The organism is Alkalihalobacillus sp. NPDC127517 (assembly GCF_050276055.1).
Classification (GTDB): domain Bacteria; phylum Bacillota; class Bacilli; order Bacillales; family Bacillaceae_D; genus Alkalicoccobacillus.
In genome coordinates this window covers 132,779-155,908 of the sequence record NZ_JBNNQX010000008.1, presented here as the reverse complement: position 1 = coordinate 155,908, position 23,130 = coordinate 132,779, and the positions used below count along the sequence as shown (strand labels likewise).

Below are 23,130 nucleotides of genomic sequence, written 5' to 3'. Positions count from 1 at the left end.
GCGAACTTTCAGATAATATGAAGGTTCGCTATTTTTCGTTTGTCTACCCATTTTATCTACACTTTTCGCTTTAAATAGTGCTATGCTTAAATGAATCTGAGCCAGATCTGTCCTATGTCATTTGAAATAAATGTGGATTAAGACATATGTTTCTGTTTTGATTATCTACATAATAGGGAAAATAAGCGGTATAGAGCATCAAGACATTTGTACATATTGATTGAGAAGAATGTTCATTAAGTTCAACCTTTGTGTAAGGTTTGATAAAGAAATGGAGGACCCTGTATGGATACGAATGTATCTTATCCACATATTTATTCACTAAGTGAAACATCAATGGTTGTTCAATTCGCGAATACAATTGATCCAGATATTCATCTGAGGATTTTGACCTTCATCGATCTTTTAACGAAAAATCCATTTCCAGGCTTTATTGAATGCATCCCAAGTTATACAGGGATCGCCATTTTCTATAAACCTACAGACGTATTGGCACATGCACCAACAACACTATTAAGTCCTAGTGATTTAGTTCGTCAGCATTTAAATGAATACACTACAGCAAGTTTAGATCACTTGGTATCTGTCTCACAGGAAACGATTGAAATCCCGGTTTGCTACGATCTTTCTCTAGGGCCTGATCTGAATGAGGTAGCAGAGTATAACGGATTAACGATAGATAAAGTGATTCAGATTCATTCGGAAGGGATTTATCAAGTCTACATGCTTGGATTCTCTCCAGGATTCCCTTTTATGGGAGGAATGGATGAAACCATTGCAACTCCGCGAAAAAAGCAACCGAGACTGACAATCCCTGCAGGCTCTGTAGGAATAGCTGGAAAACAGACAGGTATCTATCCGATGCAAACACCTGGTGGATGGCAGCTGATTGGACAAACCCCTTTTAAACTCTTTGATCTTAATCGAAACGAACCAAGCCTACTAAAGCCAGGTCATTTAATCCGATTCTCTCCAATTTCTTTGGAGGAATTTAATGAGTTAAAGGAGCGTGACTAAATGAGCATCCATGTAATGAAGCCAGGTATGCAGACCACTATTCAGGATTTAGGACGCCATGGGTATATGAATCAAGGCGTTTCAGTCACTGGAGCCATGGATTCAAAATCTCTTCGTGTCGCCAACCTACTTGTCGGTAATAAAGAAGGGGAAGCCTGCTTAGAAATGACGCTTACAGGTCCCTCTTTATCTTTCGATGAGGACTTAGTAATGGCTATTGCTGGTGGAGGAATGATTCCAGTACTAAATGGAAAAAGGCGATCGTTGCACACACCGTTATTTGTTCCTAAAGGGTCGTATCTTCATTTTGAACCAGTACGTAAGGGATGTCGCGCCTATCTTTCCGTAGCTGGTGGATTTGATGTACCTGTTCAACTAGGAAGTAAAAGTACGTACATACGAGCTAAAATTGGAGGGTTTGAAGGGAGAGCATTAGAAAAAGGAGATGTTCTGGATCTTCTGCCCATGTCAAATCGTGCTAGCAATTTAATGGAGCGTTTATCCAAAGATGCGAAACCACTTCAGTGGCGAGTAGCACATACGATAGAATCTGCAACTGATGAACCTCAGTTGATTCGAGTGATTAAGGGAAGTCATTTTGATCAATTTACAACTGAAAGTCAGAAGCTTTTTCTTGAAAAGCCTTTTCAACTATCTACTCAATCCGATCGGATGGGGTACCGGCTCGAGACCGAGGAAAGAATTGAGTTAGCTAATTCATTTGAATTATTATCAGAAGCGGTAGCGCTTGGAACCGTTCAACTTCCACCTAGTGGGAAACCGATTATTTTACTTGCTGATCGACAGTCAACGGGCGGGTACCCGAGAATTGCTCAAGTGATGTTAGTTGATATCCCGAAGTTAGCTCAGATGAGGCCAGGAGAATGGATTCAATTTACAGAAGTCTCCTTACAAGAAGCAGAACAAATCTATTTACAGTCAGAAAAAGAACTAGCAGAGATAAAGGTAGCGATTCAATTAAAAGGTGTCTAATAGATATTAAAGGAGGACTTCATATGAAGCAAATCGATCTGAATTGTGATTTAGGAGAAAGCTACGGTTCATTTAAGGTGGGAGAGGACGACGCGATTATCCCCTTTGTTACTTCCATAAATGTGGCGTGCGGATACCACGCAGGTGACCATAATACGATGGCTAAAACTGTACAAATGGCAAAAGTTCATGGAGCAAGGATTGGAGCCCATCCTGGTTTCAATGATTTATTTGGTTTCGGAAGACGTCCCATTCACACAACAGCAGAAGACATCTATCATTTTGTTGTCTACCAAATTAGTGCACTTGAAGGGTTTTGTAAGCTGAACAACCAAACGATGCAGCATGTAAAGCCACATGGAGCGTTGTTTAATATGGCTGCGGTTGATCCTAATATGGCTGATGCAATTGCCAGAGCGGTGAAAGATACCAATCCAGACCTTATACTTTTTGGATTGTCTGGTAGTGAATTAATTAAAGCTGGATTGAAACATGGACTAAAAGTGGCCAACGAAGTCTTTGCTGATCGAACGTACCAACCAGATGGCACACTAACGCCAAGAACATCGGAGAACGCGCTAATCACAAACCATGAACAAGCCATTAAACAGGTACTACAAATGGTGACGACTTCAACCGTAACGGCGGTTGATGGCAGTACGGTGCCGCTTGAAGCTGATACCGTTTGTGTACATGGAGACGGAGAGCATGCACTGCTATTTGTTACAGAGCTAAGAAAACATCTAACAGAACAAGGAATCACGATCAGGTCTATCTTATAACTGAGCGTCGAACCAAACGAATGGCGAATGTTCTCCTATTTATAGAGGACATTCGCCATTTATTATACACTCTTGTCTAAATTCGCTTCTGTTTCAGGGGGTTGATTTTTTGTCAGTGTCTGATAAAGGTGATTGATTTCACTCATACTTAACTCAAATAAATGCCGATTCTTTAATTTATATACGCCGAGTTCAATAATACGCGAAATTAAATGATCTCTTTCAAGCGGTTGTGTTGAGTTCTTATTCATGGGTAACCCTCCTCTTTAAATACGAATCAATGCTGAGCAGATTGACTTAGAAACGCCACTAAGTACTATACGATACACACAAAATACATGGATAGTGGTATCTGTTTTGACTTCATCAGTCACCTGACGTAGCCCCGATTGTGTTTGGATATACCACTTTACTAGTACCCACTCAGTTGATCCATCACCAAAGATAGCCTGCTGCTGTGAAGGAAACGATAGGGTGCCTACTTTATTACGAGATGGGAGCGAAGCCACTGTTAGTTGAATGGGATACGACTTGGTGTATTGAATGCAATCCATAATTAATCCTAGCTTTCCTTGGGACCATTGAATCTCAAGTTCTTTTTTTGTACGAATGGTCCAATAGAAAGATTGTATTCCATCCTTACGCTGCTTTCGGAATCGCCTTGCCCGACGAATTTTAGGATTAAACGATGCTTGAGTGTTTAATAAAGTCCTCTTAACGAAAGATTTAGAAAGATGGACTTTTGAAGCTTTGTTATGAGAATATAGTAAACTAATCCCTAATTGAGGCTGCATGGCTTGAACTTCCTCTAAGACCTTTGGAAGAAAGCTCTGGATATGGACCTGATGCCAAAGCTCATATTTCTGAATGAACTCTACCACATTAGAAACGATTTGTTCTTCTTTAAGTTCAAGCAATAATGTATGTGAGGAATGTTGATATGTAGCTAAAAAGGTTTCCAGTTCTACAACAGGCATGAGTGATTTCATCTGTTCAAGTGTAACCTCCGCAACACTCCGTCTATCACCAGTTAGTCGCTTTAAGGTTGCATCATGGAATAAGACAAGCTTACCATCCTTTGTTTCTCGAACATCCGTTTCTAGTACATCTGCTCCGTATCGACTCGCCCACTCAAACGCAGCTAACGTATTTTCTTGCTTGAGCTGACACGCTCCCCGGTGGGCAATGAAAACAGGACGGTGAACAATACGCAACTGGTCATAATTATTCCAAAGTGATCTGAATTGACACTTAAATGGTACTGAGATCGACTGAACCCCAGAAACTATTAGGTCATGGAGATGTCTTTGATCTTCAGCATGACTCCAGACAGACAGGGCATGTTTTCTTAACGGATGACAAAGAGAGACTGCGGTCGTTGGTGCCAGCATAACTGTACGAATGCGATATCTATTTAAATGAACAATGAGTTTATTTGGTTTCCAATTTGAGTTCGTGCTCTTATACACTCGTCTACTTGCTGGATAAGCCGTTTCAATTTTCCCTAACAGACATAGTTGGGTAGATAAAAAAATAACTTGCCGGTTTTTAGCCAATTTAAGATGTAGTTTAAGAAAGTCTAACGTTTCTTGATCCTCTATCTGTAGAACCGTTGTACGACAAGATCTAAGAAGCTTCTTCAATATGGGTAAAGACAACTGCTTAAGTAAGTTTGCTGAGATAAGAACGCCAGATGAAGGACGTAGGAGAGCGTGAATGTGTTGTATGTGAGTTGGGGTGACCAATGGTTTTGGTATCTGTTGACGAGGCATTCTAATCCCGCTTTCGGTTTTGATCATCTTTCATTTATTAAGTACCCAGTTATTATATAAAGAAAACATATAAACCATTTTAAATACTAATCATTGTCAAGCAGATCAGATATCTGTAGAATGAGTTCATTCATGATGAAAAAGGAGAAACGGATGAACCATAATAAAATGTTGCTTTGTATAAGTTCTATCACTCTTAGTTTGTTCATTTTATTGGCTTTTACATATGAACACTCTTTTTTTCAGCAAATAGATGTTTTCATTGTAGAACATGTCCCTTATGTAAGGGTGGAGTGGGTCACATCTTTTATGCTCTTTCTTGCTTGGTTAGGAGGGACTCACGTGATGGCAGTCTTAACATTACTACTTGTGATCTTTTTAGCTATTTGGAGAAGAAGTGTAATCGCGGTGCTGCCACCTATTCTAATCATGGGCGGGACAGCTCTTCTAAATATAACTGTAAAAGAATGGATTGGGAGAGCCAGGCCAGAAGTAAATTTCCTCTTCGAACAACCGGGCTATAGCTTTCCAAGTGGCCATACGATGGCAGCAGTTTCTTTCGGTGGCTTGTGTATTTATTTGATTTATCATTATGTTGATCGAAGAATGGTGCGAATGCTTTCAATCATCGTAGCGTTAATTCTTTTTGTTCTTATGGGAATTAGTCGAATGTATCTCGGTGTTCATTTCTTAACAGATATTTTAGGAGGTACATTATTTAGCTTAACTTGGATCATGCTGTCTATATTATTACTCAATCAACTAAACAGACATAAGGCAGAAGCCTAATATGAATTAAAAAAGCTCAAAAACCCCAGAAATGCATGATTTTTCTGGGGTTTTTGAGCTTTAAAGTGATTGAGCTAAATTCATGTTTTAAATAAATCCATTTCGGGTACAATAACAAAGTCAAAAGACTCATTATATAAATCGTACAAAAGACTTAATTACTTTTTGGGAATTAACTCAAAGATTTGACCGCTTTCAAACAACTCCGTCACTTCTGCTAACCAATTGTAATAATTCTCTGCGTGCTCTAATGTTTGTAAATCTGCTTTAACGGCTGTATATGCAGCTGAGTCCAGTTCCTGAAGCTGTTTAATATTTTGCAGTGTATCTCTCATTTGATGAACGGCTTGAAGATTATTTAATACAGATACCTTCCATCTTTTGACGAATGTCGTTGAAAAGGATTTGTACCAATCATCCACAGGCTGGTATAAATCTTTGCGTACACCTTTCTTCCAGGCTTTCTCGACCATATTTGCTTCTGTTAATACTCTCATACCTGTGCTCATACTTGTTTTGCTCATTCCAAGTGATTGACTCATTTCATCAAGCGTCACTGGATCATTTGCAAATAAAACAGTGCCGTATAGACGTCCAACCGACTCGGAAATGCCATACAGATGCATGTTTTGAGAAAGCTCCTGGATCAAATCTTCACGTGCTTTTTCAATTTGACGATATTGATTTTCCGATTCTTTGACCAAGTTAAGCGACCTCCTTATGTCTCCTACTAAAGTGTAGCAAATTAAATAAGGAGGAAGAACTGTTATGTGAGCTACGATTCGTGAGGAATAAGGAGCATATGTTAGCAATAACATTGTTAAAAGCGTACAGTTTAAACTGTACATAAAATATAATCAATTCGTCCATTATATGAAAATTGCTCAATTTTTTTTAAAACTGTATAGTTAAGTAGTTGAATATGATTGACGATGACAAAGAGGTGAACAATCTGTGGCAAAAATTATGGTAGAAGGTTTGACAAAGGTCTTTGGGAAAAAACCTAAACGAGCCTTAGATTTACTAGCAAAGAAAAAAAGTAAAGAAGACATACTAAAAGAAACTGGAATGACAGTAGGAGTAAACCAAGCAAATTTTGAAGTACATGATGGAGAAATCTTTGTCATTATGGGGTTATCTGGTAGTGGGAAATCGACCATTGTACGCTTGCTTAATCGACTGATTGAGCCGACTACAGGTAGTATTATGATCGATGGAGACGATCTTGCGAAGATGGACGATAAAAAGCTTCGAGATGTTCGTCGGAAGAAAATGAGTATGGTTTTCCAAAAATTCGGACTGTTCCCAAATCGAACGATCCTAGAAAATGTAGAATACGGTCTTGAAGTACAGGGTGTTCCAAAAGGAAAGAGACGTGAAAAAGCGACAACGTCTTTAAACTTAGTAGGGCTTAAAGGATATGAATCAAGCTATCCTAGTCAGCTTTCTGGTGGAATGCAGCAACGTGTTGGTCTGGCTAGAGCACTTGCGAATGATCCAGATGTTCTATTAATGGATGAGGCTTTCTCAGCGCTTGATCCGCTTATTCGAAAAGACATGCAAGATGAGTTACTGGATCTTCAAGAATCCATGCAAAAAACGATTATCTTTATTACACATGATCTGGACGAGGCGCTTCGAATTGGTGATCGAATTATGATTATGAAGGATGGAGCGATTGTTCAAGTAGGCACACCTGAAGAGATTCTTCAGAAGCCGAAAAATGAGTATGTTGAGAAATTTGTTGAAGATGTGGACCGTTCAAAAGTATTTACGGCCGAGAACGTGATGATTCGACCTGAAACGGTAAATCTTGAGAAGGATGGACCGCGTGTTGCCCTACAACGTATGAAAGATGCTGGAATCTCAAGTATCTTTGTAACAAGACGAAATAAAGAGCTTGTAGGGATTGTTCATGCGAAGGAAGTTGCAGACCTTATCAAGTCAGGTGATTCATCAATTGAATCCATTGTAAAAAACGATTTAGCTAGAGTTACACCAGAAACAACGCTATCCGATTTGTTTGAGCAAGTCTCAACAAGTCCCGTTCCGCTTGCCGTTGTAGAAGATAATAAACTAAGAGGAATTATTGTAAGAGGAGCCGTACTCGGTGCTCTGTCTGGAAGTGAGGTTGATTTTGATGGATATACTACCACGTCTACCACTAGCTGATTGGATTGATGCTATTGTTGATTGGATCAAGGACTCCAGTGTAATTGGTGCCATTTTCTCAGTTATACGTAGCTGTATCGGTTTTATTGTTGAAAAGATTGGATGGGTACTGGCTCTGCCACCATCGTGGTTGTTAATTATTCTTATTACTGTAGGAACCTTCCTACTTCATAAACGAAAATGGGGTCTGGCCTTATTTGTACTCATTGGACTTTTGCTTATTGATAACTTGCAGTATTGGAGCCAAATGATTGATACCTTATCACTAGTTATTACAGCAGGTTTAATCTCAGTCATTATCGGAATTCCACTTGGAATCTGGATGGCTAAAAACTCAGTGGTTGAAAGCATCTTTAAACCTATTCTTGATTTCATGCAAACAATGCCAGCCTTTGTCTATCTCATTCCAGCTGTAGCCTTCTTTGGGATAGGGATGATTCCTGGTGTCGTTGCATCTGTTATTTTTGCCATGCCACCAACTGTACGACTAACAAATTTAGGTATACGACAAGTGTCTACAGAGCTCGTAGAAGCCGCAGATGCATTCGGATCAACAGGCACACAGAAGCTGTTCAAAGTAGAGCTGCCAATGGCAAAAGGAACAATCATGGCTGGTGTAAACCAAAGTATTATGCTTGCTCTATCTATGGTTGTTATCGCAGCGATGATCGGTGCAAGTGGTCTTGGTCAAACCGTATACACAGCTGTTGGACAAAACAAAGCAGGGTTAGGGTTTGAAGCAGGACTTGCTATCGTTATTGTAGCCATTATTCTTGATCGCCTAACGCAAGTCTTTAATAGCAACGCAAACCAAGGTCATTAATTAGTTCCTAGGAATTAGTTAAAATAAATAGAAACAAAAGGAGAGGTTCAATTATGAAGTTGAATTCAAAAACAGTAGGGTTAACGATTGGTTTAACATCCATTTTGGCATTAGCTGCTTGTGGGGATAACAATGACAGTTCTGACTCAGGTAGTGGTGAGGCATCAGGTAGTGGTGATGTTTCTGTATCAGAAATTACCGGGATTGATGGTGGAGCAGGTGTCATGACTGGTGCACAAAATGCGATTGACACATACGGTTTAGATCTAAATCTTCAAGCAAGCTCATCTGCCGCAATGACAGAGGCGCTTGGAAATGCAATTGATAATGAAGAGCCTATTGTTGTGACAGGGTGGAATCCGCATTGGATGTTTGCAACATATGAACTTAAGTATCTTGATGATCCAGAAGGTGTTTTTGGAGAAGCTGAGAGCATTCATACATTCACTCGTGAAGGATTAGCTGACGATGCTCCTGAAGCAAACACTGTGTTAGATAATTTCCATTGGACAGAAGATGAAATGGGAGAAGTGATGCTTGAGATCCAAGAAGGTACGGATCCTGAAGAAGCTGCTGCAAATTGGGTAGAAGCAAATCCAGATCGTGTTGATGAGTGGACAGATGGTGTGAGCGAAGTAAACGGTGAAACAATTACACTTGCTTACGTATCTTGGGATTCTGAAATTGCATCTACAAACGTTGTGAAGCAAGTTCTTGAATCTGTTGGATACACGGTTGAAGCATCATCTATGGAAAGTGGCGTTATGTGGGCCGGTATTGCAAACGGAGAGCAAGATGCAATGGTCGCTGGATGGTTACCTGTGACTCACCAAGCCTTCTATGAAGATTACGAAGATGACGTGGTTGATCTAGGTGCAAACTTTGAAGGTGCAAAAACCGGTCTAGTTGTACCAGAATACATGGATATTACTTCAATTGAAGATTTGAAATAAGGAAGAAAAGCTTTATACTGAAGAGTGCTAGCCAAAAGGGCTATGCACTCTTTTTTTTATAGGAAGGAACTATAGAGATGTTTGAATTTGATAGCTCTTGGGCACTTATTATTGGGTTACTACTTGTAGGTGGACTGTTATGGTTTATCCTGCGCTTAAGAAAGCGCAAGAGATATGACGTTGCTAAAATTACAATGAAGGACATTGATCAGATGTCAGGTCATGATTTTGAAGATTATTTGTTAGTGCTTTTTACAGCTATTGGCTATGAAACATTTATCACTAAAAAAAGCCGGGACTATGGTGCAGACCTTGTATTTATGAATGAGCAGGAACAGAAGGTCATTGTCCAAGCAAAACGCTATCAAGCAAAGCTAGGACTCACCTCTGTACAAGAAATTTATGCTGCTAAGGCGTTTTATCAAGCCGATGCTGCGCTCGTTATCACTTCAGCAGAAGATGTAACAGACTCTTGCTGGAATCTAGCAGGATCCACAAACGTCAGCTTTTTAATGAGAGAAGAATTGGTTGAATTAATAAAGTTATGTAAGCAAGGGAAGATGGAAAAGGCAAGAAGCCTTGTTGAAGAGCCTGTTCGACCTGAGTCCTCTTCAAATCAAGGTACTCTCGAAGCGGTTAAACACTCGCGCAATCGCATTGTGGCGGGGGAGTATTTTTTTAAGAGATAGTGGAATCTGGAATCTACGGAGAGAGAGCAGAATCAACGAAGAGAAGCTGAAATCAACGAAGTGAGAGCGGAATTAACGAAGAGAAGCCGAAATCAACAAAGAGAGAGCGGAATCAACAAAGAGAAGCAAAAATCAACAAAGAGAGAGCCAAATCAACAAATAAAGCCCCCTCCATCATGGAGGGGGCTTACCTTCGTTTATTCTGGAATTAATGCACCTGGACGGCTCATTTGTTCACCAATTTTTTTAATGATTGGCTCTAGTGATTGAGTATCATTTAACAGGTCATATTCGTTAATGTTAATTTTTAAGACGGGACACGCGTCAAATTCGGCAATCCACTTTTGGTAGCGATCGTACATTTCTTCCCAATAGGAAAGAGGGGTTTGTTTTTCCATTTCGCGCCCACGTAGCTGAATGCGATCGACGATGTCCTGGAAGCTTCCATCTAAATAAATTAACAGATTTGGATGCGGGAAATAAGGTGTCATAACCATGGCATCAAATAAGCTTTTATAGGTTGAATAATCAACGGCAGACATCGTTCCCTTGTCTGCGTGCATCTTGGCGAATATGCCAGTGTCTTCGTAGATGGAACGATCCTGTATGAAGTTTCCGCCTGCTTCAAACATCGCTTTTTGCTCTTTAAAACGTTCAGCTAAAAAGTAGATTTGAAGGTGGAAGCTCCAGCGTTCAAAGTCTGCGTAAAACTTATCAAGATACGGGTTATCATCTACTTGTTCATATGATGTGCGAAAGCCTAATTCGCTTGCTAGGGCTTTTGTTAGTGTTGATTTTCCAACGCCAACGGTCCCGGCTACTGTGATTAACGCATGATCTGGAATATTATATTTTTCTCGTAGGTTCAATTTCATAATCTCCTTAAGATGTAATCTCGCGAATGAGATTAAAAATGTGTTCTAGGTCGTTTGTGTTTTCTACATAGTCAAATCGATCGCCATCGATTTTAATAATCGGGACGTGTGGGTACATTGCTGCCATTTGTGCAATCGATTCTTCATAATCTGTAATGAGTTGACTTAAATAGTCGGGGTCGATTTGTTGTTCGATGCTTCGACCTCGTTGATTTATACGTTTTAATAAAGTAGGTAGGCTTGCATGAATATAGACAATAACAGATGGCTCTGGTACTTCCTCCGTTAAAATATCATAGATGCGAACATATTTATCCAACTGATGTGCAGGCAACGTCCGCCTTGCGAAAATTAAATTCTTAAAGACATGATAATCGGCAACGACGGGTATACCGAGATCGAGCTTTTCTTGTGTGTCTTCAAGCTGTTTGTATCGATTACACAGGAAAAACATTTCGGTTTGAAAGCTCCATTCCTCGATGTTCTCATAGAACTTACCGAGGAACGGGTTTTCTTCTACAATTTCAGTGAGGCTGGCATATGAAAACTCAGCTGCCAATAGTTTTGTGAGTGTGGTTTTGCCCACTCCGATTGGACCTTCAACCACAATAAACGGTGTTTGTTCTGACATGTTCATCCCCTACAGTTTGACCTTAAATCACTTTTGTTGTCCATTCTTCGCAGTTCCAAACCTCTGTTACAAGGCCATCATAGAATTCAGGTTCGTGACAAATAAGTAGCACGGTGCCCTTGTATTCTTGTAAGGCTCTCTTTAACTCGGCCTTGGCATCAACATCTAAATGGTTAGTTGGCTCATCGAGAACGAGTATATTCGTTTTGTTGTTCATGAGCTTACATAGTCTGACTTTTGCTTTTTCTCCACCACTCAGTACCATGATCTTACTTTCGATGTGCTTGGTAGTTAGGCCACATCTAGCGAGAGCAGAGCGAACTTCTTGTTGAGTGAATGAAGGGAAGGTATCCCAAATTTCCTCAATACACGTCTTGTTTGAATCCTTAACCTCTTGTTCAAAGTAACCAATCTCTTGGTAGTCACCTTTAATGACTTGACCTTCGAGTGGATTGATTAATCCTAATAAGCTCTTAAGAAGTGTGGTTTTACCAATTCCATTTGCCCCTGTTAAAGCAATTTTTGAATTGCGAACAAGCTCTAAGTTTAAAGGCTTTGTTAAAGGTTCATCATAGCCAATGACTAAGTCCTTTGCTTCAAATACATATTTTGAAGGAGTTCTAGCTGTATGAAAATGAAAGTCAGGCTTTGGCTTGTCTTTGGTAAGCTCAATGACATCCATTTTATCTAATTTTTTCTGACGAGACATTGCCATATTACGTGTCGATACACGAGCTTTGTTTCGGGCAACAAAGTCTTTCAACTGTGAAATCTCCTGCTGTTGACGTTTGAAGGCTGCTTCTAGCTGCTGTTTCTTCATTTCATGTACTTCTAAGAAGTGATCGTAGTCACCAACATACCGATTTAATTCTTGATTTTCCATGTGATAGATAAGGTTAACGACTCGATTTAGAAACGGAATGTCATGCGAAATTAATACAAAGGCATTCTCATACTCTTGTAAGTATCTCGTTAACCAATTGATATGCTGCTCATCAAGATAGTTTGTCGGCTCGTCCAGAAGTAGAATGTCTGGCTTTTCAAGGAGTAATTTGGCTAGTAGAACTTTGGTTCGTTGGCCTCCACTTAGATCTGTTACATCTTTATCTAGACCAATTTCATCAAGACCAAGTCCACGCGCAATTTCTTCAACTTTTGAATCAACCACATAAAAATCGTTGGTTGTCAGTGTATCCTGGATCACACCTACATCTTCTAATAACTTTTCTAATTCATCTGGGTCTACGTCACCCATTTTATCGTATAGACTATTCATTTCTGCTTCCATATTAAACAAATACTGAAATGCGCTTTTTAAGACATCGCGCATCGTCTGACCTTTTTGCAGCGTGGTGTGCTGATCAAGGTAGCCCACACGAACATTTTTAGACCATTCCACTTTTCCTTCATCCGGCATAAGTTTCCCCGTAATGATGTTCATGAAGGTTGATTTTCCTTCTCCATTTGCACCAATTAATCCGATATGCTCTCCTTTTAGGAGGCGAAATGAAACATCTTGAAAAATGGCACGGTCTCCGAATCCGTGACTTAATTTACTTACTGATAACACGCTCATCTTTTAACACCCTTCTTTTCTAATCTCTACGCTTCAGTTTATCACACTCAGTTCAAGATGTCAGAGGACCAATTGAAGGAAGAAGGGATGAATCATGTTCTGTTAAAAAGTAGAGAGCTTTGTCCACTTTTGAATGGTGAAAATGCCTCGTAACCAAAGGGAATCATCCTTATATGTTTCGTAGTCAGCGGTATAGACTCCACCGTCGTTTGTCCAAATCCTGTTAAAATAAGCACGTGCCTCGTTCATAATCTCAGCATCCTCTGGACCTGCCAAATAAATGTTCGTCTCAAGATTCAAATCATCGAGATTTCTCCTTGTGAAATTCGCTGAGCCACTTAAAAGCTGTGACCCATTCGTGGAATCTAGGAAAAGGATCTTAGGGTGATACTGTTCTTTATTCGTTTCATACCAGCGGACCTCAAGATTTCCTTCAGCCTCTTTTAATAAATTGGCTGCAACCGGTTTGTTCGGTAGGCCGATTTTTTTGTTTCCAAAGGATTCAACGTTTTGATCTAATACAATCTGAACGGATACTTGATTGTTCGCTGCTTCAATCAACGCGTCGACTATGCTTTGCTCAGATAAGTAGAGAAGCCCAATCCAGATTGTGTCACCACTCTCTGCCTCATTAATGATTGAGAGGGCTCGGTCTTTGATTGGCCTCTCTGTTAGTATTTCTCCATATACATCCGTTTCTGTATCATCGGCTGAAGAGTTCAAAGAAGGAGCTTGGATTGTTGTATCCGCTGAATATCTTGCAACCGCCTCTTCCGTTTTAAGTAAATCCTCTAAGAGCTCACCCTTAAAGGCAATGGCTACGTTATTATGTAACGCACTGGCGTCATGTGGATTTCCAGAGCTAATTAACGCTTCTTGATCTGTCATCACAATTTTGCGGTGATTGGCCTTACCATTTAATGAAGTGAGGTAGGAGTGCAAATTCGCATGCTTCCCATTGGAACCTAAGACGTTCGGGAGTCCGCCAATGCTACCTACTGTATCCCATTGGAGAAAAAGTTTGTAGAAGCCAGCATAAAGTGGATTTGAATCACGTAATGTGTCAAGGTCACTAATAATAACAGGAATACCAGCATCACTCAGACTTTGTAAGTGATCAGGGACATTGGCTCCGTACATTGTATTTATGGGATCAGTGATCACTGTGATGGCAAAACTCTGATCAGCTTGTTTCTTTTGAACAAGCGCTTGAGTCACATCCTCCGCAAGTGACGGAAAGCTCTCATCCTCTCCGTATATACTGTTAAATAAAAACATATCGAATACAACAAATTCATCTGCTTGTTGAATCATCTCTTTCACATAATCAAAGATCTCCTGTTCAATGACCTGATTGTCATCTTGGGTATAGGAAAGGTCAGTGAGAAATGTAGGATCAATGACCGGTTTTAAGTCGCTTTGATATGACAGATCGTTGTCTGGAAGTGGACGATATACACCATAAATGATCGTACTAACATAGAGAATAAAAAACACGATGGGAAGAATGAGTAGTAGATGTCGTTTAGTAAGAGAAGATCGTTTCATGGCCTGCTCCTTTTTATATAATCTGAACTTACCATTCCTTAATTTTGTAAGTCTTAAACAATTGATTTTTATTAAATAGAGTGTGTAGAATAAAGAATAATTAACCAATTACCGAATTTCGTCGAACGAAAGCTACAATTTTTCTAAAGGAATTATAAAAAGGATATCGAAACTATCAAACGGATTGTTCTAACAATGCGTCGCTTGTTAGACAGAACAAGGAGTGTCAGGATGAGTCAATTTGATCAAGTGTTTGAACGTAAAGGAACAAATTCTCTAAAATGGGACGGGTTACAAAGCCGTTATGGAGCTAGTGATTTGCTTCCAATGTGGGTTGCTGATATGGATTTTAAAGCCCCACAACCTGTTCTGGATGCCTTACATAACCGAGTAGAGCAAGGCATATTTGGATACATGACACCTTCTTCTACTGTTGACGAAGCGATTGTAAGTTGGACAGGCCGGAGATACAACTGGAAAATCCATTCCAATTCAATTGTTCACACGGTTGGAATTGTCCCGACTTTAAGCAATCTTATAAAGGTTTTTACTGAGCCGGGTGATGAGGTTGTGATTCAAACACCTGTTTATTATCCCTTTTATGATGTCATTACAAGTAATAACCGAACGATTGTGAGAAATCCTCTGTTACAAAGAGAGGATGGACAGTTTGAAATGGACTTAGAACAATTGGAGCAGTCAATCTCAGAAAAAACAAAAATGCTGGTTTTCTGTCACCCTCATAATCCCGGAGGCCGAGTCTGGACAAGATCGGAGCTTGAGGCATTAGCTGCTCTTTGCAAAAAGTATGACTTACTCGTGGTGTCTGATGAAATTCATGCCGATTTATTATTTGATGGATACAACCATATCCCATTGGCATCAATTAATGAAGATATGGCAGAGCGAACATTCACTTGTCTTGCTCCAACGAAGACCTTTAACTTAGCGGGTATTATTGCATCTTATCTTGTGATTCAACATAAGAAAAGAAGGCTTGAGTTTAAAAGATATCTTGAATCTACCTATATGAACGGTCAAAATTCGTTTGCTGGTATTGCAACGGAAGTAGCTTACAATGAAGGAGAAGAATGGCTTCATGAGCTAATGCAATATGTTCAAGCTAACTACCGTTTTGCTCAAGACTTTATTGAAACTCATATGCCGAAGATTAAAGTCATTAAACCACAAGGAACGTATTTGCTATGGCTTGACTTTAGGGATGTGCCACTTGAGGCAGAAGAGCGTAAGAAATGGCTAGTTGAGAAAGCAAAGGTAGCATTAAACCATGGTCCGATGTTTGGGGAAGAAGGGCAACATTTTGAAAGGCTTAATTTAGCATGTCCAAGAGCGACGCTTCAAAAGGGACTTACACAATTAAAAGAAGCGTATGAGCAAGACCAATTCTAAAAATAGGAGTGTGTGTCGGAGGGCTAATGAAAAATTTAAATAACGATATGTTAGTGGAGGCGTATGTAAAAGCGAAGGAGCTTCGCTTAAATGAAGATTTTATTGTGCTTTTACAAAAAGAGGTTGAACAGCGTGATTTACAGCATAAAGTGGATTCATATTTTGCGACTCCGACGTTCTAGACGAAGAGAAACTCAAACGATATTGCATAAAAATATTCAAAGAATTGTTTAGATCCTAATATTCAAGTCATATCGTCCACATTTATGAATAAGTTGATGGAAAGGATAGCGTATGAAAGTCGCGATGCTTAACTATTACGTTCTTATAGAAATGGGGCATGTACAATGACATGTAAAAATTTATATGAAGAGTTGGTTGAAGACTGCAGATCGAAACTTGGCCGTGAGTTGACTCCTGAAGAGGATAATTTTGTTAAATGGATGGAACAACAGCAGACTGAATCACTCTATAGAAACGTAAAAACTTCATAAATGACGTAATGATAAGCTGTTTTTGAGTTAAGGCAATAAAGGGGTACAGATTCGGTGCTCCTTTATTGACTTTTCCTATGGATTCGGATTTACTTACAATGTTCACTATGGTTAAATAAGAGGTGAGAGTAATGTTTAGTGGGAGGTGTCAGTAATTATGAAGACCTTTAAGCTTCACGCACTTTATCTTTTGGCAGGGGACAATGAATCCATAAGACAAGAATCGATTCCATTAAAAGATGGCCTTATTATTAGCATGGAAAATAAGGAACGAACTTGGTTTATTGATGCTGTTGTGTCTGAAGAGGATATGCACTTTTTTGAAGGTGAACAAAAAGCCAACCGCCATGTGTTTCTTAATGTGATCATCACTAGCAAAGACAACCATCCAGCGGCCATGATTACAAGCATCGAAACCATTAAGGAATTAAGTGATGGGTATAGCATTATTTTTAAAGGAAGAATTGTGCTTGGACGCGATGATGTGCTGGAGGACGTGTTGGAGGAATTGTTAACAGACGGTCATTCAACAGAAAGTCTACTTGAGCGCTTTAAGCAACGAACCGAGAATTTAGAATCATATTCAGAAAAAACATTAAACGAAGTGTACAAAGATCTAAAGGAAAGCGGAAATTACGTTTTATTATAATCATATATGTACTAAAGAAGCGGGAGACAATGGTCTCACCGCTTCTTTTTTTGATCGTGTATAGATACGCGGGATCGCCTTATACTAAGAGTCGGAGTATGTAAAAGAGGAGGAGACTGTGTGCAGAAAAAAAGCATATGGGGTATTATTTCAATCTCATCAATCCCGCTTGTTATGACACTTGGTAACTCAATGCTCATTCCAGTTCTACCGACAATAGAAAAAGAACTTGGGATCAGTTCGGTACAGGCAAGTTTGTTGATTACCGTTTATTCCATTGTTGCTATTATTTTTATTCCTCTTGCAGGATACTTATCTGATCATATCGGCCGAAAACAAGTCATCATTCCAAGCCTTATCCTCGCTGGACTCGGTGGTGCGTTAGCGGGATTCGCTGCCTGGAAGTTTGATTCTGCGTACAGTTGGATTCTAGTCGGAAGACTGCTACAAGGTGTCGGTGCTGCAGGAGCTGCACCAATTGCCTTTCCGTTAGTTGGGGACTTATTTACTTCTGAAAAAGAGGTTAGTTCTGGACTAGGATTAGTTGAAACATCCAATACATTTGGTAAAGTGATTAGCCCAATTCTAGGCGCTCTATTAGCTTCGTTTGTCTGGTTTCTACCGTTTTTCTCTTTTCCAATCTTTTGTTTCATTTCAATTGTCATGCTTCTATTTCTTGTACACGTACCAAAGCAAAAGGATAAACCACTAGCCTTTAAACCATTTGTAAAATCCATTAAAAAGACGTTTAAACGTGAGGGGAAATGGTTGTTTATTGTCTTTTTTGTTGGCGGATTATGTATGTATTTAATCTTCGGATTGTTATTTTATTTATCCACTAGCCTGGAAAAAGACTATGGCATTCATGACTTAAAGAAGGGATTTGTGCTGGCCTTTCCACTAGCTGCCCTATGCTTTGCTTCCTATATAACCGGTAAGCTTATCGGACAAGATAAATTATTAATGAAGTGGTATACGGTTGGTGGATTAGCCATTGTAACGGCTTCAACTTTATGGATCGCTTTTTCTGAAAATATTTATGTGCTGCTTACAGCTTTGTTTCTAGCTGGTCTTGGTATAGGAGCTGCCTTGCCGAGTCTGGATGCATTTGTTACGGAAGGAATCGAACAAAAGCAAAGAGGATCAATCACCTCATTATATAGCAGCATGAGATTTGTTGGAGTGGCGATGGGTCCTCCAATTTTTGCTGCGTTATTAAATGTAAATCACTTCCTTCTTTTTTCACTACATGCGTTGATAAGCTGTATAGCCCTTATTCTAACGTTCCTTTTACTTAAGCCTGAGAAGTCAGTCAAAGGCTCCTGGGGTTAACGATGGACGCATATGGACAGAAAAGGTATACTGCTAAAAAAAGCAGAGGGAGTCAACGACGATTATGCATACCTTTCTGGATGTTTATCAACGAACTGTATACCTCTCATTCTCCGAAGCCCCTTTTTCTGATTCGCCTAAACATGTGTGGGTCATTTGCCGTTACCAGGATCAGTGGTTATTAACGAATCACAAAAAAAGAGGCCTTGAATTTCCTGGGGGAAAGCTTGAACCTGGAGAGCTTCCTGAAGAGGCAGCGAAAAGGGAAGTGTTAGAAGAGACGGGGGCTGTCGTATCAAACCTGTATTACCTTGGTCAGTATACAGTTCCTGGTTTAGACATCTGCAAGAATGTTTATATGGCAACGATTCATGAATTAAACAAGAGCGATCATTATTATGAAACAAACGGACCCGTTTTGGTAGATGAGTTACCAAGCCGAATTGGAGAGCATGAAGAATATAGCTTTATTATGAAAGATGATGTTCTAAAGAATTGTCTCCAGTACATAAATGATCGTCAATTTGAGTGGGTGTGATCCTTGGATAGAATTATTGACAAACAAAGAGTACCTTCACCGCATCCTGACATCCATCTGTATTTAATAACCTATTTGAGTGAGGGCTATAAGGTAAAGGGTTATTTAGCTGAACCGACGTGGAGTAATTCTTTACCTGGCCTCCTGTACCTTCGGGGTGGAATCAAAAATGTAGGGATGGTTCGAATTCAACGGTTAATTCAGTGGGCATCTGAAGGATTTATTGTCTTTGGTCCTTTTTACCGAGGAAACAAAGGAGGAGAGGGCAATGAAGACTTTGGAGGTCAAGACCGATTAGATGCAGTGTATGCGGTCGATGTATTAAAAGAAAACGAACGATTTGATCACGAACAAGGCATTCATTCAATAGGGTTTTCAAGAGGTGGAGTGATGGCACTTTGGGCTGCCATTTACCAAAAAGAAATGAAAAGCATCATTAGTTGGAGTGGCGTGACCGATATGTTTTTAACGTATCGTGAACGAGTCGACCTGAGACGGATGATGAAGCGAGTGATTGGAGGGACCCCTACTAAATATCCAGAGCGTTATGATTTTCGCACGCCATTAAACCAGGTGGGCGACATCCATGCATCTGTACTGATTATCCATGGGGAACTCGACGAGCATGTATCCATTGAACATGCGTATCAATTGGAAACGTTGCTTGAACAAGAGAAAAAGCATGTGGAAAGCTGGTATTACAAAACATACAGTCATCAATTTCCGGTTCGCCAGCAGCAAGTCATCTTGCAAGAGGCAGCAAAATGGATGAAGCGACAATAACGTACAAAAAGAAGAGCGCCCCAAAAGGGAGCGCTTCTTTTTGTGTATCGGGTTACTTCGGACCTGCTTGTAAAACGTCATCTGACAACTCTTCAAAATTCAAAATGTTTTTCTTGAACTGGTTTGCAAGCTCTGTTGCTTTTAAATCATACGCTTTTGGGTCTTCCCATGTTGTCTTTGGATTAAGAACGTTATCAGGTACTCCAGGACATTGGATGGGAACATGCAACCCAAAGAATTCATCTTCTGTCGTTTCTACTTGTGATAATTCCCCTTGAAGTGCTGCTTGCACCATTGCGCGAGTATAAGAAAGACTCATTCTTGCCCCCGTACCATATGGTCCACCTGACCATCCCGTATTGACTAAAAATACTTCGGCATTATGCATATCAATGAATTCACCTAGCATGGATGCATAATGCTTAGGTGGTAATGGTAGAAAAGGAGCACCAAAGCATGTGGAGAAGGTAGCTTCGGGTTCTGTAACGCCTCGTTCAGTTCCGGCTAGCTTACTCGTGTATCCAGATAAGAAATGGTACATCGCTTGTTCTTTTGTCAGCTTACTTATTGGAGGCAAGACACCAAATGCATCTGCGGTTAAAAAGATAATCGTCGAAGGGTGTCCAGCAATGCTTGGTTCAAGTGCATTTGGAATGTAATGTAGCGGGTACGCAGCACGAGTATTTTCCGTTCGTGATACATCATCGTAGTCAGCCTTCCCATTTTCAGCAACCACGACATTCTCGCACACTGTGCCAAACCTGATGGCATTCCAGATCTGTGGTTCATTTTTAAGGGAAAGATTGATGCACTTAGCATAGCACCCACCTTCAATATTAAACACTCCATTTGCCGACCAGGCGTGTTCATCATCACCAATTAACAACCGATCTGGGCTTGCTGAAAGAGTGGTCTTACCTGTACCAGATAATCCAAAAAACAAGGCGACGTCACCCTCTGTGCTCGTGTTAGCTGAGCAGTGCATAGGGAGAACCCCTTCAAGTGGTAATAAAAAGTTCATAACAGAAAAGATTGATTTCTTCATCTCACCTGCATATTCTGTTCCACCAATTAATACGATACGTTTTTCAAATGAAATGATGACAAATGCTTCCGAGCGTGTTCCATCCGTTTGAGGATCTGCTTTGAACGTAGGAGCTGATACGATTGTAAAAGACTCCTGCCATGAATTCTCAGGTACTTCATCTGACCTGATAAACAGCTGTTTTGCAAAAAGCTGATGCCATGCGAACTCATTTACCATTCGAATAGGTAGTTGGTACGTTGTATCTGCTCCAGCAAATCCATGAGTCGCGAAGATCTCTTCTTTTTCACTTAAATGAGTTAAGACTTTATCATAAAGAGCAGTAAATAGATCACTTGAAATAGGTTGATTAACAGCCCCCCAATGAATAAGTGACTCAACGGAATCTTCTCTTACAATGAATTTGTCCCGAGGAGAACGACCAGTATATGCACCTGTCTCGACGCTAAGTGCACCACTTTCGGTTAGCACACCTTCTTTATTTTGAAGTGCTTTACTTACTAGACTAGGAACAGAAAGATTATGTTGTACTCTAGATTGAGATAAGAGGTCTTCAAGCGCAATAGCTGTATTAAGTATGTTCATAATATGATACTCCTCTCCAATTAAGTTGCTTAATAATAACTTATTTTTTAATTAGTATAACACATTTAAATAATTAGTCTATACTTTTGTTAGGTTCATCTATTTAGGTCATTCAGATCGCATGAAAGCCTTGAATAGATTGACTTTCAAGAAAGAATGATATATACTTCATGGCGAACGGATCTTATCGGAGAGCCGGCGGAGGGACAGGCCCAGTGAAGCCCAGCAACCACTACTTTACTAAAAGTGGAAAGGTGCTAACCTGCAAGGCAATTGCCTTGAACGATAAGAGGTTAAAGGACAACATTTCAACCCTTTTCCTCAATATAGAGGAGAAGGGTTTTTTATTGTGTATATTTAATCTCAACCTGTGATTAGGCTGATAAGAGAAGCTTAGACTCAATTGGAAGGGTGATGTTTAACATGACAGAACTTAAAAGTAGACGATTATTTACATCCGAATCAGTAACAGAGGGACATCCTGATAAAATTTGTGACCAAATTTCTGATGCGATTTTAGATGAAATTTTAAAGAAAGACCCTAACGCTCGTGTGGCGTGTGAAACGTCAGTTACTACAGGAATGGTGTTAGTAGCAGGAGAAATTACAACAAGTACATATGTGGATATTCCACGTGTGGTACGTGACACGATTAAAGGAATTGGTTATACACGTGCGAAATACGGATTCGATGCGGAAACGTGTGCAGTCCTTGTTTCAATTGATGAGCAATCGGCTGATATCGCACAAGGTGTTGATAAAGCATTAGAGGCTCGTGAAGGACAAATGACAGAAGCAGAAATTGAAGCTATCGGTGCAGGAGACCAAGGATTAATGTTTGGTTTTGCTACAAATGAAACGAAAGAGTTAATGCCTTTACCGATCTCTTTAAGTCATAAGCTTGCACGTCGTGTGGCAGAAGTCCGTAAAGAAGAAATTCTTGATTACCTTCGCCCAGATGCAAAAACTCAAGTAACGGTTGAGTATGATGAGCAAGGGAAGCCTGCTCGTGTTGATACGATTGTTATTTCAACTCAGCATGCACCAGAAGCAACATTAGAACAAATTCAACATGATTTAAAAACACATGTCATTAAACATGTGGTACCTGCTGAATTAATTGACGAAAATACAAAATACTTCATTAATCCAACTGGACGTTTTGTAATTGGTGGACCTCAAGGGGATGCTGGATTAACAGGACGTAAGATTATCGTTGATACGTATGGCGGTTATGCACGTCATGGTGGAGGCGCATTCTCCGGTAAAGATGCAACAAAAGTAGACCGCTCTGGTGCGTATGCTGCACGTTATGTTGCGAAAAACATTGTTGCTGCAGGTCTTGCTGATAAAGCAGAAGTTCAGCTTGCGTATGCGATTGGTGTGGCTCAGCCTGTATCTATCTCTGTTGATACATTTGGAACAGGTAAAGTGTCAGAAGAAGAGCTTGTGTCTCTTGTTCGTAAAAACTTTGACCTACGTCCAGCTGGTATTATTCGTATGCTTGATCTGCGTCGCCCAATCTACAAGCAAACTGCTGCATACGGCCACTTTGGTCGTACAGATGTGAGCTTACCTTGGGAAAAAACAGATAAGGCTGCAACATTAAAAGAACAAGCTAGCGTAAAAATGGCATAATAACTAAGATAAGCTGCATCCATTTGGATGCAGCTT

Annotated in this window: 23 protein-coding genes and 1 riboswitch; of the genes, 15 read left to right on the top strand and 8 right to left on the bottom strand. The window is 40.0% G+C overall.

The genetic code is table 11. The features are described 5' to 3' along the window. The first annotated feature begins 285 nt into the window (after positions 1-285). The 3 genes from pxpB to ACQKKO_RS12685 are packed head-to-tail and all read left to right on the top strand — an operon-like array spanning position 286 to position 2,792. Entirely contained in the window at positions 286-1,017 is a 732-nt protein-coding gene (pxpB, locus tag ACQKKO_RS12695; protein ID WP_498647720.1) for a 5-oxoprolinase subunit PxpB, read from the top strand. Next, the gene (locus ACQKKO_RS12690) at positions 1,018-2,010 is read left to right on the top strand and encodes a 5-oxoprolinase subunit C family protein (RefSeq protein ID WP_498647718.1); all 993 of its coding nucleotides are present in this window, start codon (positions 1,018-1,020) and stop codon (positions 2,008-2,010) included. A gap of 23 nt (positions 2,011-2,033) precedes the next feature. Then, positions 2,034-2,792 carry a LamB/YcsF family protein gene (locus ACQKKO_RS12685; RefSeq protein ID WP_498647717.1) on the top strand — a complete coding sequence of 253 codons (759 nt, stop codon included), beginning with the start codon at positions 2,034-2,036 and terminating at the stop codon, positions 2,790-2,792. A gap of 62 nt (positions 2,793-2,854) precedes the next feature. Here the strand turns inward: ACQKKO_RS12685 and ACQKKO_RS12680 are convergent, their stop codons facing one another. Together ACQKKO_RS12680 and ACQKKO_RS12675 are read right to left on the bottom strand one after the other, a co-directional pair. Beyond that, the gene (locus ACQKKO_RS12680) at positions 2,855-3,043 is read right to left on the bottom strand and encodes a Fur-regulated basic protein FbpA (protein WP_498647715.1); all 189 of its coding nucleotides are present in this window, start codon (positions 3,041-3,043) and stop codon (positions 2,855-2,857) included. A 15-nt stretch (positions 3,044-3,058) separates the two neighbouring features. Next, on the bottom strand, positions 3,059-4,564 hold the full coding sequence (locus tag ACQKKO_RS12675; protein WP_498647713.1) for a glycerophosphodiester phosphodiesterase: 1,506 nt from the start codon (positions 4,562-4,564) through the stop codon (positions 3,059-3,061). 120 nt (positions 4,565-4,684) lie between these two features. On the opposite strand from ACQKKO_RS12675, the gene ACQKKO_RS12670 reads away from it, so the two are divergent. After that, positions 4,685-5,353 carry a phosphatase PAP2 family protein gene (locus ACQKKO_RS12670; protein ID WP_498647711.1) on the top strand — a complete coding sequence of 223 codons (669 nt, stop codon included), beginning with the start codon at positions 4,685-4,687 and terminating at the stop codon, positions 5,351-5,353. Positions 5,354-5,511: 158 nt separating this feature from the next. Here ACQKKO_RS12670 and ACQKKO_RS12665 read toward each other — a convergent pair whose 3' ends face one another. Beyond that, positions 5,512-6,057, bottom strand: a complete 546-nt coding sequence (locus ACQKKO_RS12665) for a GbsR/MarR family transcriptional regulator (RefSeq protein WP_498647708.1) — start codon at positions 6,055-6,057, stop codon at positions 5,512-5,514. Between the two features lie 250 nt (positions 6,058-6,307). Between ACQKKO_RS12665 and ACQKKO_RS12660 the strand changes: the two genes are divergently transcribed. The 4 genes from ACQKKO_RS12660 to ACQKKO_RS12645 all read left to right on the top strand — a co-directional run bounded on the left by ACQKKO_RS12660 (position 6,308) and on the right by ACQKKO_RS12645 (position 9,990). Further along, the gene (locus ACQKKO_RS12660) at positions 6,308-7,525 is read left to right on the top strand and encodes a quaternary amine ABC transporter ATP-binding protein (RefSeq protein WP_498647706.1); all 1,218 of its coding nucleotides are present in this window, start codon (positions 6,308-6,310) and stop codon (positions 7,523-7,525) included. Further along, complete coding sequence (locus tag ACQKKO_RS12655) at positions 7,494-8,348, top strand: ABC transporter permease (protein ID WP_498647704.1); 855 nt, start codon at positions 7,494-7,496, stop codon at positions 8,346-8,348. The genes ACQKKO_RS12660 and ACQKKO_RS12655 overlap by 32 nt, the downstream gene beginning before the upstream one ends. Before the next feature lie 53 nt (positions 8,349-8,401). Beyond that, positions 8,402-9,301 (top strand): glycine betaine ABC transporter substrate-binding protein, encoded by a 900-nt coding sequence (locus ACQKKO_RS12650; protein ID WP_498647702.1) that lies wholly within the window; start codon positions 8,402-8,404, stop codon positions 9,299-9,301. A 77-nt stretch (positions 9,302-9,378) separates the two neighbouring features. Next, positions 9,379-9,990 (top strand): restriction endonuclease, encoded by a 612-nt coding sequence (locus tag ACQKKO_RS12645; RefSeq protein ID WP_498647699.1) that lies wholly within the window; start codon positions 9,379-9,381, stop codon positions 9,988-9,990. Positions 9,991-10,187: 197 nt separating this feature from the next. On the opposite strand, the gene ACQKKO_RS12640 is transcribed toward ACQKKO_RS12645, so the two are convergent. The 4 genes from ACQKKO_RS12640 to ACQKKO_RS12625 all read right to left on the bottom strand — a co-directional run bounded on the left by ACQKKO_RS12640 (position 10,188) and on the right by ACQKKO_RS12625 (position 14,620). After that, positions 10,188-10,859: a deoxynucleoside kinase gene (locus ACQKKO_RS12640; protein WP_498647698.1), complete on the bottom strand. Its 672-nt coding sequence runs from the start codon at positions 10,857-10,859 to the stop codon at positions 10,188-10,190. Between the two features lie 13 nt (positions 10,860-10,872). After that, the gene (locus ACQKKO_RS12635) at positions 10,873-11,496 is read right to left on the bottom strand and encodes a deoxynucleoside kinase (protein WP_498647696.1); all 624 of its coding nucleotides are present in this window, start codon (positions 11,494-11,496) and stop codon (positions 10,873-10,875) included. A gap of 22 nt (positions 11,497-11,518) precedes the next feature. Beyond that, positions 11,519-13,072 (bottom strand): ABC-F family ATP-binding cassette domain-containing protein, encoded by a 1,554-nt coding sequence (locus ACQKKO_RS12630; protein WP_498647694.1) that lies wholly within the window; start codon positions 13,070-13,072, stop codon positions 11,519-11,521. 102 nt (positions 13,073-13,174) lie between these two features. Continuing rightward, positions 13,175-14,620, bottom strand: coding sequence for a phospholipase D-like domain-containing protein (locus tag ACQKKO_RS12625; protein ID WP_498647692.1), 1,446 nt, complete (start codon positions 14,618-14,620; stop codon positions 13,175-13,177). 231 nt (positions 14,621-14,851) lie between these two features. On the opposite strand from ACQKKO_RS12625, the gene ACQKKO_RS12620 reads away from it, so the two are divergent. The 6 genes from ACQKKO_RS12620 to ACQKKO_RS12595 all read left to right on the top strand — a co-directional run bounded on the left by ACQKKO_RS12620 (position 14,852) and on the right by ACQKKO_RS12595 (position 19,826). After that, a complete protein-coding gene (locus ACQKKO_RS12620) occupies positions 14,852-16,030 on the top strand; it encodes a MalY/PatB family protein (RefSeq protein WP_498647691.1) in 1,179 nt (392 codons plus the stop codon). 26 nt (positions 16,031-16,056) lie between these two features. Next, positions 16,057-16,212 carry a sporulation histidine kinase inhibitor Sda gene (locus ACQKKO_RS12615; protein ID WP_498647689.1) on the top strand — a complete coding sequence of 52 codons (156 nt, stop codon included), beginning with the start codon at positions 16,057-16,059 and terminating at the stop codon, positions 16,210-16,212. A gap of 469 nt (positions 16,213-16,681) precedes the next feature. Next, positions 16,682-17,173: a YwpF family protein gene (locus tag ACQKKO_RS12610; protein ID WP_498647686.1), complete on the top strand. Its 492-nt coding sequence runs from the start codon at positions 16,682-16,684 to the stop codon at positions 17,171-17,173. Between the two features lie 120 nt (positions 17,174-17,293). Then, the gene (locus tag ACQKKO_RS12605; protein WP_498647684.1) at positions 17,294-18,505 is read left to right on the top strand and encodes an MFS transporter; all 1,212 of its coding nucleotides are present in this window, start codon (positions 17,294-17,296) and stop codon (positions 18,503-18,505) included. 64 nt (positions 18,506-18,569) lie between these two features. Then, the gene (gene ytkD / locus ACQKKO_RS12600) at positions 18,570-19,043 is read left to right on the top strand and encodes an RNA deprotection pyrophosphohydrolase (RefSeq protein WP_498647682.1); all 474 of its coding nucleotides are present in this window, start codon (positions 18,570-18,572) and stop codon (positions 19,041-19,043) included. Positions 19,044-19,046: 3 nt separating this feature from the next. Continuing rightward, a complete protein-coding gene (locus ACQKKO_RS12595; protein ID WP_498647680.1) occupies positions 19,047-19,826 on the top strand; it encodes an alpha/beta hydrolase family protein in 780 nt (259 codons plus the stop codon). Between the two features lie 52 nt (positions 19,827-19,878). On the opposite strand, the gene pckA is transcribed toward ACQKKO_RS12595, so the two are convergent. Beyond that, the gene (gene pckA, locus ACQKKO_RS12590; protein WP_498647678.1) at positions 19,879-21,456 is read right to left on the bottom strand and encodes a phosphoenolpyruvate carboxykinase (ATP); all 1,578 of its coding nucleotides are present in this window, start codon (positions 21,454-21,456) and stop codon (positions 19,879-19,881) included. 181 nt (positions 21,457-21,637) lie between these two features. After that, positions 21,638-21,748, top strand: a riboswitch (SAM riboswitch). Positions 21,749-21,879: 131 nt separating this feature from the next. On the opposite strand from pckA, the gene metK reads away from it, so the two are divergent. Then, on the top strand, positions 21,880-23,094 hold the full coding sequence (gene metK, locus ACQKKO_RS12585) for a methionine adenosyltransferase (protein ID WP_498647676.1): 1,215 nt from the start codon (positions 21,880-21,882) through the stop codon (positions 23,092-23,094). The last annotated feature ends 36 nt before the right edge of the window (positions 23,095-23,130 follow it).